The organism is Arthrobacter sp. MDT1-48-3 (assembly GCF_054511015.1).
In genome coordinates this window covers 213912-227715 of the sequence record NZ_JBTNDL010000001.1, presented here as the reverse complement: position 1 = coordinate 227715, position 13804 = coordinate 213912, and the positions used below count along the sequence as shown (strand labels likewise).

Genomic DNA, 13804 nt, shown 5'->3' with positions numbered 1-13804 from the left:
TCGGCATGGCCGGTTTCGCGGCCCTCGTCATCACGCGCCTGTACAAGGGCCAGAAGTAGCCGACCGTCCCGGAGACCCCATGTCGATTGATCTGCCCACCGACCTGACGCCCGAGCTGGTCCCACTGTCGTGGCTCCTCGGAACCTGGGAGGGGACGGGGATGCTCGGCGAGGGCACCGCGGATTCGGAGCGCTTCTCGCAGCGCGTCGTGTTCTCGCAGAACGGCCTGCCCTACCTCCAGTACAGTGCGGAATCGTGGCTCATCGACGAGCAGGGCTCGCAGCTCCGCCCACTGTCCGTGGAGACCGGGTTCTGGGCCCTCGACCGCAAGCTGAACGACGCCGACGTCGGGCCCGGCCTGAGCCCCGCGGACATCGTCCCGGCCCTGAAGACGGCCGACGAGGTGGAGCAGTTCCGCAACGACGCCGGCGGGTTCGACATCACGGCGACGATCGTGCATCCGGGCGGTATCGCCGAGCTGTACTACGGCAGCATCAAGGGACCCCAGATCCAGCTCAGCACCGATCTCGTGATGCGAGGGCAGCACTCCAAGGAGTACACCGCCGCCACCCGCCTGTTCGGCCTGGTGGAGGGGAACCTCTACTGGCGATGGGATGTCGCGGCGGACGGCAACTCCCTGGAGGCGCACGCCTCGGCCATCCTCAAGAAAGCCTCCTGACAGCACGGATCCGGTAGGGCCGGAGCAGCACTGCGGCGTGCCCTCGGGGCGCCCATCAGGAATAGTCCCGCCCGGAAGGCGTTATACCGTCATGACACCCAGCCCCCTCCTGAGCCGTCCCGGCGCCGTCGAAGGCGGCGGTGCGGACGCCGGCGTCGCAGCCCACTACGGCGATCCCTTCCGCGAGCAGCGGTCCCTCGCCGACGGCCGGGCCGTCGTCGACCTCTCCCAGCGGGGCGTGGTCACGGTCTCCGGTCCGGACCGGCTCAGCTGGCTCAACACGCTGTCCTCCCAGTTGCTCCTCGGCCTCCAGCCGGGCCGGAGTTCCGAGACCCTGCTCCTGACCGTGCAGGGGCGTATCGAGTACTCGGCGCACGTGGTGGACGACGGCGCCACCACCTGGCTCATCATCGAAGGCGGAGAAGCCGCACCGCTGGCAGCCTGGCTGGAGCGCATGAAGTTCATGCTCCGCGTCGAGGTCGGCGACGCCACCGACGACTGGGCCGTCCTCGGGGCGAGCAGGGCGCTGCCCGAACTGGGGGACGGCGTCGTCGTGTGGGAGGACCCCTGGCCCGCGATCGGCATCGGCGGCTATGCCTACTCGGCCATCGCCGACACCGAGCACCCCGGACGGGAACGGCCCTGGTTCGAATACCTGGTGCCGCGCGAGCGCCTGGAGGAGGTCGTGGCCGCCACGGGTCTCGATCTCGCGGGGTCGCTGGCGGCCGAAGCGCTGCGTATCGCGGCGTGGCGGCCCCGGCCCGGCTTCGAGACGGACGAGAAGACGATCCCGCACGAACTCGACCTCATGCGCACGGCCGTGCACCTCGCGAAGGGCTGCTACAAGGGCCAGGAGACCGTGGCGCGTGTCCACAACCTCGGGCACCCGCCGCGCCGCCTGACGTTCCTCCACCTCGACGGCAGCCAGCACACGCTCCCGGCTCCCGGCAGTGCCGTGCTGAGCGAGGGCCGCACGGTCGGCCGGGTGACCTCCGTGGGCCACCACTACGAGATGGGCCCGATCGCCCTGGCCGTGCTCAAGCGATCGGTCGATGCCTCGGCGGACCTCCTCGTGCAGGACGGCGAGGAGGCCTATGCCGCCGCGCAGGAGGTCATCGTCGCACCGGACGCCGGCCAGGTGGTCGGGCGTGCGACCGGTTTCCTGAGGGCGCCGCGATGAGCGCCGGGGACGACGGGGTTCCGGCGGGTACAGCCACGAACGACGACGACGGCGCAGCCGCTGCGATCGCCCTAGCCCATGCACTGTTCGAGGCCGCCCGCTCCGGCGACAGCGCCACCCTGGTGAGGTACCTGGATGCCGGCGTGCCCTTCACCCTGACCAACACCGCGGGCGACAGCCTCCTCATGCTCGCCGCCTACAGCGGGCACCCGGCCATCGTGCGCGACCTCCTCGGTCGGGGCGCCGACGCCGACCAGGCCAACGACCGCGGACAGACACCCCTGGCAGGCGCGGTCTTCAAGGGGCATACCGAGGTGGTCCGGCTCCTCGTCGCGGCGGGCGCGGATCCCGACGCCGGGACGCCCTCCGCCCGTGCCGCCGCGGAGATGTTCGGGCGGACGGACGTCGTCGAACTGTTCGGCTGATTCCGGCTCACGTCACGCAGGGATGCCGGCATGCCGGGTCCACCCCGCAGCGCCGGTCCTCAACCCTCGAGGAGCACCGACGTCTGCGTACCGGCGAAGACGAAGCCCGCACGGCGAGCGGTCCGCTGCGAGGCCGTGTTGTCCGTCCTCGCGCGCCACTGGGGCACCAGGCCCGCGGCCATGGCTTCCTCGATCGCGACGGCGGCGATGCGCCCGCCGTAGCCCCTGCGCCGCTCCTCGGGCGGCGTGAGGACCGCGAGATGCGCGAGGATGCCCTCCCAGATGTCGTAGCCGGCGCCGGACAGGGGAGTGGGCCGGTCCTCCCCGGTCCCGTCCCCCTCAGCGACCAGCACGAACGGATGGTCGACGCCGCCGAGATCGGCCTCCGCGACGTCGTCGGGCGGACACCGCTGCTCGAGCGCACGGACGAGGTCGCGTTCGTCGGAGACGACGGCCGGTGGCCCGTCCAGCTGCGGCAGGGCATCACAGAAGTAGAGCTGGGCCTCGCCGAGCCCGCGGCCGCCGCGCCCATGGCTGAGGGAGAGCAGGGCCGAGGAGCTGCGCAGCTCCGGGGCAGGCAGACCCCGGCCGGCGTCGACCGCCCATCGCGGCCCCCGGAGGACCTCCCGGCCGAACAGCGTCACGAACGAGAGGACGGCGGCATCGTCGTCCACGCTGTACAGGCGGTCGGATCCGCCGTCGCCCAGGGCCCCGTCGTCGAGCCCCAGGAGCCGCGACCAGGCGAGCTGGACGATCGCGATGGTCCCCGGATCGAGTTCCATGGGATCAGCCGAACAGGATGGCGGCTTCTTCGTAGCGGTGCTGCGGAACCCGCTTGAGGTTGCCGAGCGCCGCCTCGAAGCCCACGTGGGCGATCTCCGTGCCGTTGAGCGAGACCATGGTCCCCCAGAGTTCGTCCTTCACGGAGTCCACGGCAGCCATGCCGAGACGGGTGGCGAGGACACGGTCGAACGACGTCGGGACGCCGCCGCGCTGAATGTGGCCGAGGATGGTGGCGCGGGTCTCGATGCCCGTGCGCGACTCGAGCTCGGGTGCGAGCTGGTCGGCGATGCCGCCGAGGCGGGGGCGGCCGAAGGTGTCCAGTCCGCGTTCGGAGTGGGCCTGCTCCATGTGCGAGGGGACGAAGCCCTCCGCAACGACCACGAGGGGCGCGCGGCCTCGGGCGTTGGCGTCGGAGACCCATTCGGCGATCTGCTCGATGCTCGTCTGCTGTTCGGGGATGAGGATGGCGTGGGCACCGGAGGCCATGCCGGCATGCAGGGCGATCCACCCGACATGGCGGCCCATGACCTCGGCGATCATGCAGCGGCTGTGGGACTCACCCGTGGTGCGCAGGCGGTCGATCGCCTCGGTGGCGATCTGCACAGCGGTGTCGAAGCCGAAGGTGTAGTCGGTGGCGTCGAGGTCGTTGTCGACCGTCTTGGGAACGCCCACGATCTTGAGGCCGAGGTCCGTCAGCCGCTTCGCGGCGGCCAGCGTGCCCTCGCCGCCGATCGCGATCACCGCGTCGATGCCGAGGCGATCCAGGTTCTCCTTGATGGCCTCCGCGCCGCCCTTGCCCTCGAAGGGGTTGGTGCGCGACGTGCCCAGGATGGTGCCGCCCTGCTTGGAGATGCCCCTCACCGCATGGCGGGGGAGGTCGATGACATCGCCCTCGACGACGCCACGCCACCCGTCGCGGAATCCGACGAACTCCTGCTCGTGCACCTTGATGCCCTTGAGCACCGCGCCGCGGATGACGGCGTTCAGTCCGGGGCAGTCGCCGCCGCTGGTGAGGATTCCGATCTTCATGGGGGGTGGGGTTCCTTCGACGAGGTGGATGGTGCATCAGGAGCACGCCATCGGGCCCGCCTATGATTCTAGACACACCAGTGTTGCCGCACCCGTCTGCGTCCTCGAGGTCCGTCGCGGCGGCAGACCGAGGGCCGCCGCGCACCCCGTAGGCTGGGACCATCCGGCGCACGACGGGCTCGAGTCCCGTCGGGTGCGCGCCCAGCCGGTCCGAGGAGGATCCCAGCAGTGCCACAGGCAGGATTTGCGCCAGCGGCGCTGCGCATGGTCTCGATCTCCCGGCCGGTGCTCTGGATCAACACGCTCGGCACCGGTGTCGTCGGCATGTGGCTCACCGGGGTGTTCTGGCAGGAGGAGGCCCTCGCGCTCCTCCTCTGGCTCACGCTGCCGTTCAACCTGCTGATCTACGGCGTCAACGACATCTTCGACCAGGACACCGACGCCCTCAATCCCCGCAAGGGATCGCTGGAGGGAGCCCGGATCCGGGCCTCCGAGGTCCGGGCGATCTGGCTCTCCGTCCTGATCACGAACGTGCCCTTCCTTGCCTGGTTCGCCGTCACCCTGCCGCCTCCGGCGCTCGCGTGGATAGCCGCCTACGCCCTGGTCTTCGTGTTCTACTCCGCACCGCCGCTGCGCTTCAAGGCCCGCCCGTACGTGGACTCGCTCAGCAATGCCGCCTACGCCTTCCCCCTCGTGTTCGTGCCCTACGCCCTGGGCGACGACCCGGTATGGGCCGCCGCCCTCGGCCTCATGGCCTGGAGCGCGGCCAAGCACACCTACGACGCCGTCCAGGACATCGACGAGGACCGCAGCGTGGGCATCACGACGACGGCGGTGCGGCTCGGTGCGCGCGGCGTCGTGGCATGGAGCGGGGCATGGTGGGCGGCATCGACCGTGTGCTTCGCGCTCGTCAACATCCCGGTGGCCGTCGTCAATGCGCTGATCGCCGGCTGGCTGCTGGTCGGTCTCTCCCGGGATCCGCGGCCCGCGACGGGGCACCGGCTGTACCGGTACTCGATCGCCTTCCCCTACGTGGCCGGGACCGTCGCGGGCGTGCAGCTCGTCGTCGCACTGACCCTGGGGCTGTACCCGTGAGCCGCGTCGTCGTCGTCGGCGCGGGGATCGGCGGGCTGGCATCGGCAGCGCTGCTCGGACGCGCAGGGCACAGCGTGACCCTGCTCGAGGCCTCCGACTCCGTGGGCGGCAAGAGCCGCCGCATGGAGGTCGCGGGGCAACGCATGGACACCGGGCCGTCGCTCCTCACGTTCCCGGATGTCTGGCAGGAACTCCTGCACAGGCTCGACGACGTCGCGCCGCCCGGGTCCGCCCGGGCGGAGGACGTCGCGGCGCTCCGCCTGGAGCGCCTGCCGGACGTCGGCACGTACTACTACCGGGGCGTCGAAAGCGCCCTGCCCGTCCCCGAGGGGCACCCCTGGCACGAGGCCTGGACGCGTTTCGCCGCGGAGCACGGCATCCTCGGCGGGGACGTCTCGCAGCTGCTCACGACGGGGCCGATGGACAAGGCGGCCTACCCGGCCCTGACCCGGCTGGCCGGACTGTACGGCCGCCGCCTCACCACGCGCAGCTACCTCGACAGCCTGCCGTGGCTGCCCGACGGACTGCGCGAGGTCATCGCGATCCACACGCTCAATGCGGGAGTGAGCCCCACCCGTACGCCCGCGCTGTACGCGAGCATGCCGGCCATCATGGCGCACGACGGCGTCTGGATCCCGGCGGGCGGCATCTACGAACTGGTGCTGGCCCTGGAGCGGCTCGCCCTCGACACGGGCGTCGAGATCCGCACGGGGGAGCCCGCGCAGCGCATCGCCCGACGGCGGGTCGTCACGTCCACGGGCACCTACCCGGCCGACGCCGTCGTCAGCGGCCTCGATGCCCACCGGCTGGCCGGCCTGCTGGCAGGCCGGGCACCGCGCACGCCGCGGAAGCTCACCTGTTCCGCCGTGGGGATCTACGCCGTGCTGTCCCGGCCGCTGCCGGAGGGCACGGCACGTCACGGTGTCCTCATGCCGGATGACCCGGCGGCGCTCTACGCGAGCCTCGAGGCCGGGGACGAGCCCGAGCAGACCATGGCGTTCGCCAACTACTATCCCGCGCACGGCGTGTATCCCAACGAGTCGGCGACCCTCGCCCTGCTCCTCACCGCGCCGGCCAACGGCAGGAGATATTCGCTCCAGGATCCCTTCGTGCAGCGTGAACTGGACCGGGCCACGCGCGTGCTGGGCCTTCCGGAGCCGCTCGAGGACTACTTCGACGCGTACGAGATCCTGGATCCGGGCTACTTCGGCGAGCGCGGCTCGGCCGGTGGTGCTCTGTACGGTGCGGTGCACCCGGCGTGGCTGAGCGGACCGTTCCACCTGCCGCCCTACACGGACCCGCTGCGGCCGTGGTTGTGGCGCGTGGGCGCCTCGGTCCATCCGGGCGGTGGACTGCCCGCCGTGCTCGGGGGTGCGATGATGTCCACCCAGAAGCTGCTGAGCCGGCTGGCCGCCACGGCCTGAACGGCGCTTCGGGCCCGTTCGGGTGACACCGTTCAAGAGTGCGGGGCGGCGACCGCGTCCTGCGCGGGAGTGGTGGCGGGTACGAGCTGCAGCCGGCGCCGGACCACCAGGACGATCAGGGCCGCGGCGAGCACTGCGGGGAACATCAGGCCGGAGAAGACGCACACGCCCAGCCACAGGAACATCGAGACGAGCAGGCTGTCGAGCAGCCCCGGCCGCAGGGCGGTCGCGGTCAGGCGGCGCCCGCCGATCCAGGTGACCAGCGCCGAGGCGATCAGCCCGGAGATGAGCCAGCCGCCGTAGTTGGAGAGCGGGACGCCGTAGTACGGGCCGCCGCCGGGCCAGATCCAGAAGCCGAGCGCCACCGCGCCTGGGTCGAGGACGCCGTCGATCACGACGAGCAGGAGGCCTCCGAGGACCGTCCGGCGCAGGGCACTCCCGCCGGTGGACACGACCGCCACCGCGCCGATCACCAGCGGTACGTAGGAGAGCGGCAGCAGGTACGGGACCAGGCCGAGGATGGTGGGTCCCAGCGGCTCCCCGTAGTAGAACTCGCCGTAGGGGACGCCCGTGGCGACGCCGAACCCCTCGATCAGGTACCCGAAGAGGGACACGGCCACCAGGGCCGCGGTGCCGCGCGCAGCGCCGAACTGCCGCACGAGGGCGATGAACGCAGGCAGCGCGATCAGCAGGTTGAAGCCGTAGGACGCGTAGCTCGCGCCCTCCACGTCGGGGAAGCGCACCACGAAGTAGCCGGAGACGAAGAGGAAGGCACAGGAGGCTGCGAGCAGGCGGGGGAAGCGGCGGGCGGCGGGAGTCTTCGGCACGCCAACCATCCTTGCAGGTCCGCAGCAGCGAAGGGGCATCCGCTGCTGCGGATGCCCCTTCCGGTCGTGCTGTCGGATCCCTAGCCGCGCGGGAGGAGCTGCTCCAGGGCGATGGTGCCGTCGGTCTTCGGCAGCAGCAGCCAGAGCACCCCGTAGAGGGGGAGGCCGATGAACGGGAGCAGGAAGCTCAGGAGCATCGCGATCCGGACGTAGCTCACGCGCCAGCCGTACTGCCGGGCGATGCCGGCGGCGATGCCGCCGAGGATGCCGCCGGGTGCGCGTTTGATGGGGGAGGAGCGGAGGAAGCGGTAGAACGACTGCATGGTGTGCCTTTCGGTTCCGGGAGTGTGGCGTGGGGAGGGCTGGTCAGTAGTCGATGGCATCGGGGTGATCCTGCTCATCGGTCGTCGGCCGGGAGCGCAGCGACAGGATCCCGCCGGCCACGAGGGCGAGGCCGACACCGACGAGCAGGCCGAGGGCCACGACCACCGGGTCGATCGACAGGGCGACGAACTGGCCGACCAGGACGAGCCCGGCGACGACGAGGATCACCGCCCCCCACACGATCGTGGCGACGCGTGGCCGGCGTTTCCGCTCGGTGATCGAGGTGCTCATGGTGTCTCTCCTGTCGGGGTGGTGTCGGTCCGGGGGTCGCTGCCGACGGTGTCGGAGGCGGTGCGGATGGTGACGTCGCTCATCGCGCCCCTCACGTCGAGGATCAGGGCGGCGCCGGTGGCGTCGGGGTTCAGTTCGCCGTCGCTCAACCTGAGGACGCCGCCGTCGCTCCGGAACTCGGGCGACGGGGTACCGATGTCCTCGGCGGTGCCCCGGGCATCGGCGCTGCCCAGGGCCATCCGCGTGCGGACCTCGACGGGCACGTCCTCGGGGACGATCACCGTGACGTCGCTGACCAGCGAGTTCACCGGTACCACGACGTCCCGTGTGGGAGCGGGCAGCCCGGTGAGGTCGATCGTGGTCTCCGCTGCCAGGATGCTGAAGCCGTCCGACGCCGCCTGGAGCGACGCCGGGGTGGTCCTGTTCTCCTGCGCCACGACCCAGGCACCGCCGACGACGGTGAAGGAGGACGCGAGCGCGCCGATCGTCGCCAGGGCTGCGACGAGGCCCACGAGGCCTGAACTCCGGCCCCGTGTACCGAGGGCCACGATGCCGAGGGCCAGGACGATCGCGGCAGCTGCCAGTGCCACCACGGCGGAGTTGACGAGGCCGAGGACCCCCACGTAGTCGAGCGCGAGAAGCACCGCCGCGACGGTGATCGCGCCGCCGATGAGGAGCGCGGTGGCGGAGCCGGAGGGCCGCGTGGAGCAGCGTTGCGGCACGGTCCGCGCGGCTCCGCGGAGCAGATCCGGCTCGACCGGACGCGATCCGAGGTAGGCGGTCGGGGAGCTCGACCATGCCACCTGTCCTGGCTGGTAGGGCAGCGGATAGGACAGGGTGGACCCCACCCGGGCATCGGGCTGGTACGGCAGGGGGACGGTGTGGTGGACGTCCTCCCCGAACGGTGCGTCGCCGTGCATCCGCCCGGCGCCCGGTCCGTCGTCGCCCTGCCGTCCCGTGGGACTGTCGTGCGCTCCGACGGAACCGCCGGCAGCGCGGTCGGCGGGCCCGTCGCCGGAGCTGTCCGACGGCCCGTCGGACGGGCGCTGGGAGGGGCCGGTGCCGCCGGGGGCGGGGCGCTGGGAGGGGCCGGTGCCGCCGGGGGCGGGGCCGGTGGACGAGGGTCCGAAGGGCGCCGGTCCGAAGGGCGCCGGCCCGAAGGGCGCCGGCCCGGACGGGTGCGTGGGTCCGTTCCCGGGTGCGGCAGGGCCTCCGCCCGGCAGGTCCGGACGCGCCCGTCCGCCGCCGGACCGGTTCACGATCCAGTAGACGAAGAGGACGACGGCGCCGATCCAGAACAGCGTCCAGAGCAGTCCGCCGCCACCACCGTCACCGAGGAAGGGGAGGTTCGGCCGCCACAGGCCGATCGCCACGAGGGCGGCGGCACCGCTCAGCCCGGACGTCCAGGAGCCCCGACCGGCCTGCTCCACGTGGATCCGCCCGTCGGGCTCGGGGAGCAGGGCCCACGCGAGTCCGTAGAGCAGCACCCCGATCCCCCCGAAGACCGAGAGGATCACGATCAGTCCCCGGACGAGCGCCAGGTCCAGGCCCGTGCGGCGGGCCACGCCGCCTGCCACCCCTCCGACCCAGCGGTCGGGTGCCCGGGTGATGTCGAGGCCGCGGAGCCAGCGGAAGAACGACGACGAGGCGGGACGATCCGCCGGATGCGGTGTGGCCGGATTCTGCTTCCAGGACGGCCCGCCTGGTGATGGTGCTGAGGTCATGCCTCCATCCTTCCGCCGGCCGTTGCAGCCGACCATCGGGGCCTACCCTGATTGAACCCTGAGTGGGCCCTGATTGTGCTCCGGGAGCACCCCCGAGAGCCCGGCCGCGTGCTTTCATGAGGGTATGAGACCCCCGCTGCTGCGCAGATCCGACGGCGTGATCGCGGGCGTCTGCGCCGGCCTCGCCGTCCATCTCGGCATACCCCGCTCCTGGGTGCGTATCGGCATGGCGGTGCTGACCCTCGCCTCGGGCGCCGGCGTCCTCCTCTATGCCTGGCTCTGGATCTTCGTGCCGACGGCGGCGGACAAGGCCGCCGAGGCGGGGCGGCAGACGGGGCCCGCCGCCTTCATGCACGGGGTCGACACGAAGATCCTGCACGACGGCGGCGCGCAGGCCGGCCGCGGGGACCAGCGGAACGGCTTCGCGGATCCGGCAGGAGCCGGGACGGGTGGCATCCTCGAACCCGACTCCTGGCGGGAACGGACGGTGCGGGCCGGGCGTCGGGAAGTCCTGTTCGGCACGGCACTGCTGCTCGCCGCGGCCGTCTTCGTGGTGCAGCTGCTCGGGGTGCAGGTCAACTGGGGCTTCCTCGTGCCGATCGCCGTCGTCGCCACGGGCGCCGCCCTGGCGTGGTCGCAGCTGGACGACGTGCGGCGGGCCCGGGTCATGAACCGCGCCGGTGCCGGCCGGGCGGGCGGGGCCCTGCGCCTGCTCGCGGGCATCGTGCTGGTGGTCGCCGGCGTCCTCGTCGCGCTGTCCAGCAGCGGCTCGTGGACCCTGACCATGGCGACCCTCGTGGCGGTCCTCGCCGTCCTCGCGGGTGTCGGCCTGGTCCTCGCTCCCTGGGGGCTGAAGTTCTGGCGCGACCTCGAGACGGAGCGCGCGGCGCGTGCACGCGAGACCGAGCGCGCGGAGATCGCCGCCCACCTGCACGACTCGGTCCTGCAGACGCTCGCCCTCATCCAGAACCGGGCGGATTCCGAGACCGACGTGCTGCGCCTCGCACGGGCCCAGGAACGCGAACTGCGCCAGTGGCTCTTCGCCGATCCGGCGAGGGACCCGGGCAGTCTCGCGGAGCGCCTGCGCGCGATGGCCGGCGAGATCGAGGACCTCTACGGTCACCCGGTCGCCGTCGTCGCCGTCGGGGACGCCGCCCTGGGACCCGCAGAGGACGCCCTGGCGCAGGCCGCGCGGGAAGCCATGCTGAACGCGGCGAAGCACGCGGCGGTGGCGGTCTCGGTCTACCTCGAGGCCGGTGCGGATACCGTGGAGGTGTTCGTCCGTGACAGGGGCGACGGATTCGACCCGTCGGCAGTGCCGTCGGACCGCCTCGGCATCCGTGAATCGATCCACAGCAGGATGCTGCGCCACGGCGGCTCGTCGGAACTGCGCAGCGACGGCGACGGCACCGAGGTGCGGCTCCGCCTGCCCAGGACCACGGGGAGCGCCGCCTAGGCCCGGGGCGACCCACCGGGACCGGCCGGAGCGGGACGGCGGCGACGCCGGACGGTGAGGGGCGGGGACGCGAAAGAACGCGAAGGAACGCGAAGGAACGCGAAGGAACGCGAACGAAGGCGAAGGACAGGACCCCGGCAGGACGGCCGGCGAAAGGGACACACGTGGACAGCGAGAACCTCCCCGCGGACGGCGCGGTACCCGGGACAGTGTCCGTGGTCATCGTCGACGACCACGGCATCTTCCGTTCCGGCCTCCGGGCCGCGCTGGGTCCCGTGATCCGCGTCCTCGGCGAGGCTGCGACGGTCGAGGAGGCGGAGTCGGTGATCACCGCGACGGGGCCCGACGTCGTCCTCCTGGACGTGCACCTGCCCGGCGGCCGCGGTGGCGGCGGCGCCGAGGTCATCCACCGCTGTGTCACACGCGGGACGGCCTCGCGGTTCCTCGCCCTGAGCGTCTCGGACTCGGCGGAGGACGTCGTCGCCGTCATCCGCGCGGGTGCCCGCGGCTATGTCACGAAGACCATCTCGGGCCCGGAGATCACCGACGCCGTGCAGCGCATCGCCTCCGGCGACGCCGTGTTCTCCCCGCGCCTGGCCGGCTTCGTCCTCGACGCCTTCGGGACGGCGTCCGTCGCCGTCGACGACGAGCTCGACCGCCTGTCGGCGCGCGAGCTGGAGGTCATGCGGCTCATCGCGCGGGGCTACAGCTACAAGGAGACCGCGAAGGAGCTCTTCATCTCCGTCAAGACCGTCGAGACGCACGTGTCCGCGGTCCTGCGGAAGCTGCAGCTGTCCTCACGGCACGAGCTGACCCGCTGGGCCACGGAGCGCAGGCTGCTCTGAGCCCGGCCGCGGACGGCCGGGACAGCTAGCGTGCGGAGCCGAGGAACTCCTGGAGGCGTCCCACGCCCGTCGCGAGGTCCTCGTCGCCGAGGGCGTAGGACAGGCGCAGGTACCCACTGGGGCCGAAGGCCTCACCCGGCACGACGGCGACCTCCACCTTCTCCAGGATCAGCGCCGCGAGCTCGGCGGAGGTCGCCGGCGTGACGCCGTGGAAGCTCCGGCCGAGCAGCGCCCGCACATCGGCGTAGGCGTAGAAGGCGCCGTGCGGCGTCGGGCACTCGACGCCGTCGATCCCGTTGAGCGCCGACACCATGGCCCGACGGCGGCGGTCGAACGCCACCTTCATCGCGTCGACAGCCGTCAACGGACCCGACACCGCGGCCAGCGCCGCCATCTGGGGGACGTTCGACACGTTCGACGTCGCGTGCGACTGCAGGTTCGTCGCCGCCTTCACGAGGTCCTTCGGCCCGACCATCCAGCCCACACGCCACCCGGTCATCGCATACGTCTTGGCCACGCCGTTGAGGATGACCACCCGGTCGCCGAGGGAGGGGGCTGCCGTGGCGATCGAGGTGAACGGTACGCCGTCGTACGTCAGGTGCTCGTAGATCTCGTCGGTCACCACCCAGAGTCCACGTGCAGCGGCCCATTCGCCGATCTCGCGGACGGCATCGGCGGCGTAGACGGCTCCCGTGGGGTTGGACGGCGAGACGAACAGCAGCACCTTCGTGCGCGGCGTGAGCGCGGCCTCGAGCTGGTCGACGGTCACGAGGTAGCCCTGCTCGGGGCCCGCGAACACCTCGACCGGCACGCCGCCCGCCAGCCGGATGGCCTCGGGGTAGGTGGTCCAGAACGGCGTGGGCACGAGGACCTCGTCCCCGGGATCGAGGAGGGACGCGAAGGATTCGTAGACGGCCTGCTTGCCGCCGTTGGTGACGAGCACCTGCGCGGGGTCCACGGCGTACCCGGAATCGCGCAGGGTCTTCTCGGCGATCGCCTGCTTAAGATCGGGGAGCCCACCGGCGGGGGAGTAGCGGTGGAACCTCGGCTGGCGGGCTGCTGCGATCGCGGCCTCGACGATGTAGTCCGGCGTCGGGAAGTCCGGTTCGCCCGCACCGAAACCGATGACGGGCCGGCCGGCCGCCTTGAGGGCCTTCGCCTTCGCATCCACGGCGAGCGTCGCGGACTCCGCGATGGAATCGATGCGCCGGGAGATCCGGGGGAGGGCTGCGCGGATGGAGTCGTCGGTCGTCGCGTTCATCGGGTCCCGTTCGGTGAGGGTCTTGTGTCGGTTTCCAGCTTAGGCGGTGGCCCCTGTCCGGGTCCGCATCGGGTTCCGGGACGGAGGAGTCGCGGGGCCGCCGAGCGACCGTGGCCACCCGGCGGCGGGGCCGTCGGGACGCCCCGGTTCGACGTTCCGCCGGTGAATGCGTAGACTTGTTCCTCGGTGTTGAAACACCATGATGGTTCGTGCCCTCACCGGGCCGTCCGGAGTGGTAGCTGAACGTTTCGAACCGAAGGGTAGTGGCGCAATTGGTAGCGCAGCGGTCTCCAAAACCGCAGGTTGCAGGTTCGAGTCCTGTCTGCCCTGCGCGTGGCCTTCGCGGAAAGACGGCGAAGGCACGGCAGAAAAAGATCACGAAGCCCCGGCGCAGGCACAGGCCCCGCGCGGCGGTACACATGATCAGCTGGGGGCGCCACTGGTGGTCCTGCTGGAACACC

General features: G+C 71.7%; 14 protein-coding genes and 1 tRNA gene. 8 read left to right on the top strand and 7 right to left on the bottom strand.

Annotation, left to right across the window (positions count from 1 at the left end; genetic code table 11):
• The first annotated feature begins 79 nt into the window (after positions 1-79).
• From ACX80L_RS01120 to ACX80L_RS01110, 3 genes are all read left to right on the top strand, one after another.
• Positions 80-679: a heme-binding beta-barrel domain-containing protein gene (locus ACX80L_RS01120; RefSeq protein WP_087076961.1), complete on the top strand. Its 600-nt coding sequence runs from the start codon at positions 80-82 to the stop codon at positions 677-679.
• Between the two features lie 91 nt (positions 680-770).
• Positions 771-1859 (top strand): CAF17-like 4Fe-4S cluster assembly/insertion protein YgfZ, encoded by a 1089-nt coding sequence (gene ygfZ / locus ACX80L_RS01115; protein ID WP_459287139.1) that lies wholly within the window; start codon positions 771-773, stop codon positions 1857-1859.
• Positions 1856-2284: an ankyrin repeat domain-containing protein gene (locus ACX80L_RS01110; protein ID WP_133082386.1), complete on the top strand. Its 429-nt coding sequence runs from the start codon at positions 1856-1858 to the stop codon at positions 2282-2284. The genes ygfZ and ACX80L_RS01110 overlap by 4 nt, the downstream gene beginning before the upstream one ends.
• A 59-nt stretch (positions 2285-2343) precedes the next feature.
• Here the strand turns inward: ACX80L_RS01110 and ACX80L_RS01105 are convergent, their stop codons facing one another.
• Positions 2344-3066, bottom strand: coding sequence for a GNAT family N-acetyltransferase (locus tag ACX80L_RS01105; protein ID WP_133082387.1), 723 nt, complete (start codon positions 3064-3066; stop codon positions 2344-2346).
• Positions 3067-3070: 4 nt separating this feature from the next.
• On the bottom strand, positions 3071-4096 hold the full coding sequence (locus tag ACX80L_RS01100; RefSeq protein WP_133082388.1) for a 6-phosphofructokinase: 1026 nt from the start codon (positions 4094-4096) through the stop codon (positions 3071-3073).
• 228 nt (positions 4097-4324) lie between these two features.
• On the opposite strand from ACX80L_RS01100, the gene ACX80L_RS01095 reads away from it, so the two are divergent.
• Entirely contained in the window at positions 4325-5191 is an 867-nt protein-coding gene (locus ACX80L_RS01095) for a UbiA family prenyltransferase (protein WP_244185841.1), read from the top strand.
• Complete coding sequence (locus ACX80L_RS01090; protein ID WP_459287136.1) at positions 5188-6615, top strand: phytoene desaturase family protein; 1428 nt, start codon at positions 5188-5190, stop codon at positions 6613-6615. Before ACX80L_RS01095 ends, ACX80L_RS01090 begins: the two co-directional genes overlap by 4 nt.
• A 32-nt stretch (positions 6616-6647) precedes the next feature.
• On the opposite strand, the gene ACX80L_RS01085 is transcribed toward ACX80L_RS01090, so the two are convergent.
• From ACX80L_RS01085 to ACX80L_RS01070, 4 genes are all read right to left on the bottom strand, one after another.
• Positions 6648-7442, bottom strand: a complete 795-nt coding sequence (locus ACX80L_RS01085) for a carotenoid biosynthesis protein (protein WP_459287134.1) — start codon at positions 7440-7442, stop codon at positions 6648-6650.
• A gap of 80 nt (positions 7443-7522) precedes the next feature.
• Complete coding sequence (locus ACX80L_RS01080) at positions 7523-7765, bottom strand: PspC domain-containing protein (RefSeq protein WP_133082391.1); 243 nt, start codon at positions 7763-7765, stop codon at positions 7523-7525.
• A gap of 43 nt (positions 7766-7808) precedes the next feature.
• Positions 7809-8057 (bottom strand): hypothetical protein, encoded by a 249-nt coding sequence (locus ACX80L_RS01075; RefSeq protein WP_133082392.1) that lies wholly within the window; start codon positions 8055-8057, stop codon positions 7809-7811.
• Positions 8054-9781 carry a PspC domain-containing protein gene (locus ACX80L_RS01070; protein WP_459287132.1) on the bottom strand — a complete coding sequence of 576 codons (1728 nt, stop codon included), beginning with the start codon at positions 9779-9781 and terminating at the stop codon, positions 8054-8056. Before ACX80L_RS01070 ends, ACX80L_RS01075 begins: the two co-directional genes overlap by 4 nt.
• 124 nt (positions 9782-9905) lie before the next feature.
• On the opposite strand from ACX80L_RS01070, the gene ACX80L_RS01065 reads away from it, so the two are divergent.
• Positions 9906-11237, top strand: coding sequence for an ATP-binding protein (locus ACX80L_RS01065; protein ID WP_208739027.1), 1332 nt, complete (start codon positions 9906-9908; stop codon positions 11235-11237).
• A gap of 164 nt (positions 11238-11401) precedes the next feature.
• The gene (locus ACX80L_RS01060) at positions 11402-12082 is read left to right on the top strand and encodes a LuxR C-terminal-related transcriptional regulator (RefSeq protein ID WP_133082395.1); all 681 of its coding nucleotides are present in this window, start codon (positions 11402-11404) and stop codon (positions 12080-12082) included.
• Positions 12083-12107: 25 nt separating this feature from the next.
• Here ACX80L_RS01060 and ACX80L_RS01055 read toward each other — a convergent pair whose 3' ends face one another.
• A complete protein-coding gene (locus tag ACX80L_RS01055) occupies positions 12108-13343 on the bottom strand; it encodes a pyridoxal phosphate-dependent aminotransferase (protein ID WP_459287129.1) in 1236 nt (411 codons plus the stop codon).
• Positions 13344-13600: 257 nt separating this feature from the next.
• Here ACX80L_RS01055 and ACX80L_RS01050 point away from each other — a divergent pair.
• Positions 13601-13673: transfer RNA gene (locus ACX80L_RS01050), tRNA-Trp, on the top strand.
• The last annotated feature ends 131 nt before the right edge of the window (positions 13674-13804 follow it).

Coding starts and splice junctions, on each gene's coding strand:
- ACX80L_RS01120 (WP_087076961.1), top strand. CDS start 80: ATGTCGATTGATCTGCCCACCGACCTGACGCCCGAGCTGGTCCCACTG.
- ygfZ (WP_459287139.1), top strand. CDS start 771: ATGACACCCAGCCCCCTCCTGAGCCGTCCCGGCGCCGTCGAAGGCGGC.
- ACX80L_RS01110 (WP_133082386.1), top strand. CDS start 1,856: ATGAGCGCCGGGGACGACGGGGTTCCGGCGGGTACAGCCACGAACGAC.
- ACX80L_RS01105 (WP_133082387.1), bottom strand. CDS start 3,066: ATGGAACTCGATCCGGGGACCATCGCGATCGTCCAGCTCGCCTGGTCG.
- ACX80L_RS01100 (WP_133082388.1), bottom strand. CDS start 4,096: ATGAAGATCGGAATCCTCACCAGCGGCGGCGACTGCCCCGGACTGAAC.
- ACX80L_RS01080 (WP_133082391.1), bottom strand. CDS start 7,765: ATGCAGTCGTTCTACCGCTTCCTCCGCTCCTCCCCCATCAAACGCGCA.
- ACX80L_RS01075 (WP_133082392.1), bottom strand. CDS start 8,057: ATGAGCACCTCGATCACCGAGCGGAAACGCCGGCCACGCGTCGCCACG.
- ACX80L_RS01070 (WP_459287132.1), bottom strand. CDS start 9,781: ATGACCTCAGCACCATCACCAGGCGGGCCGTCCTGGAAGCAGAATCCG.
- ACX80L_RS01065 (WP_208739027.1), top strand. CDS start 9,906: ATGAGACCCCCGCTGCTGCGCAGATCCGACGGCGTGATCGCGGGCGTC.
- ACX80L_RS01055 (WP_459287129.1), bottom strand. CDS start 13,343: ATGAACGCGACGACCGACGACTCCATCCGCGCAGCCCTCCCCCGGATC.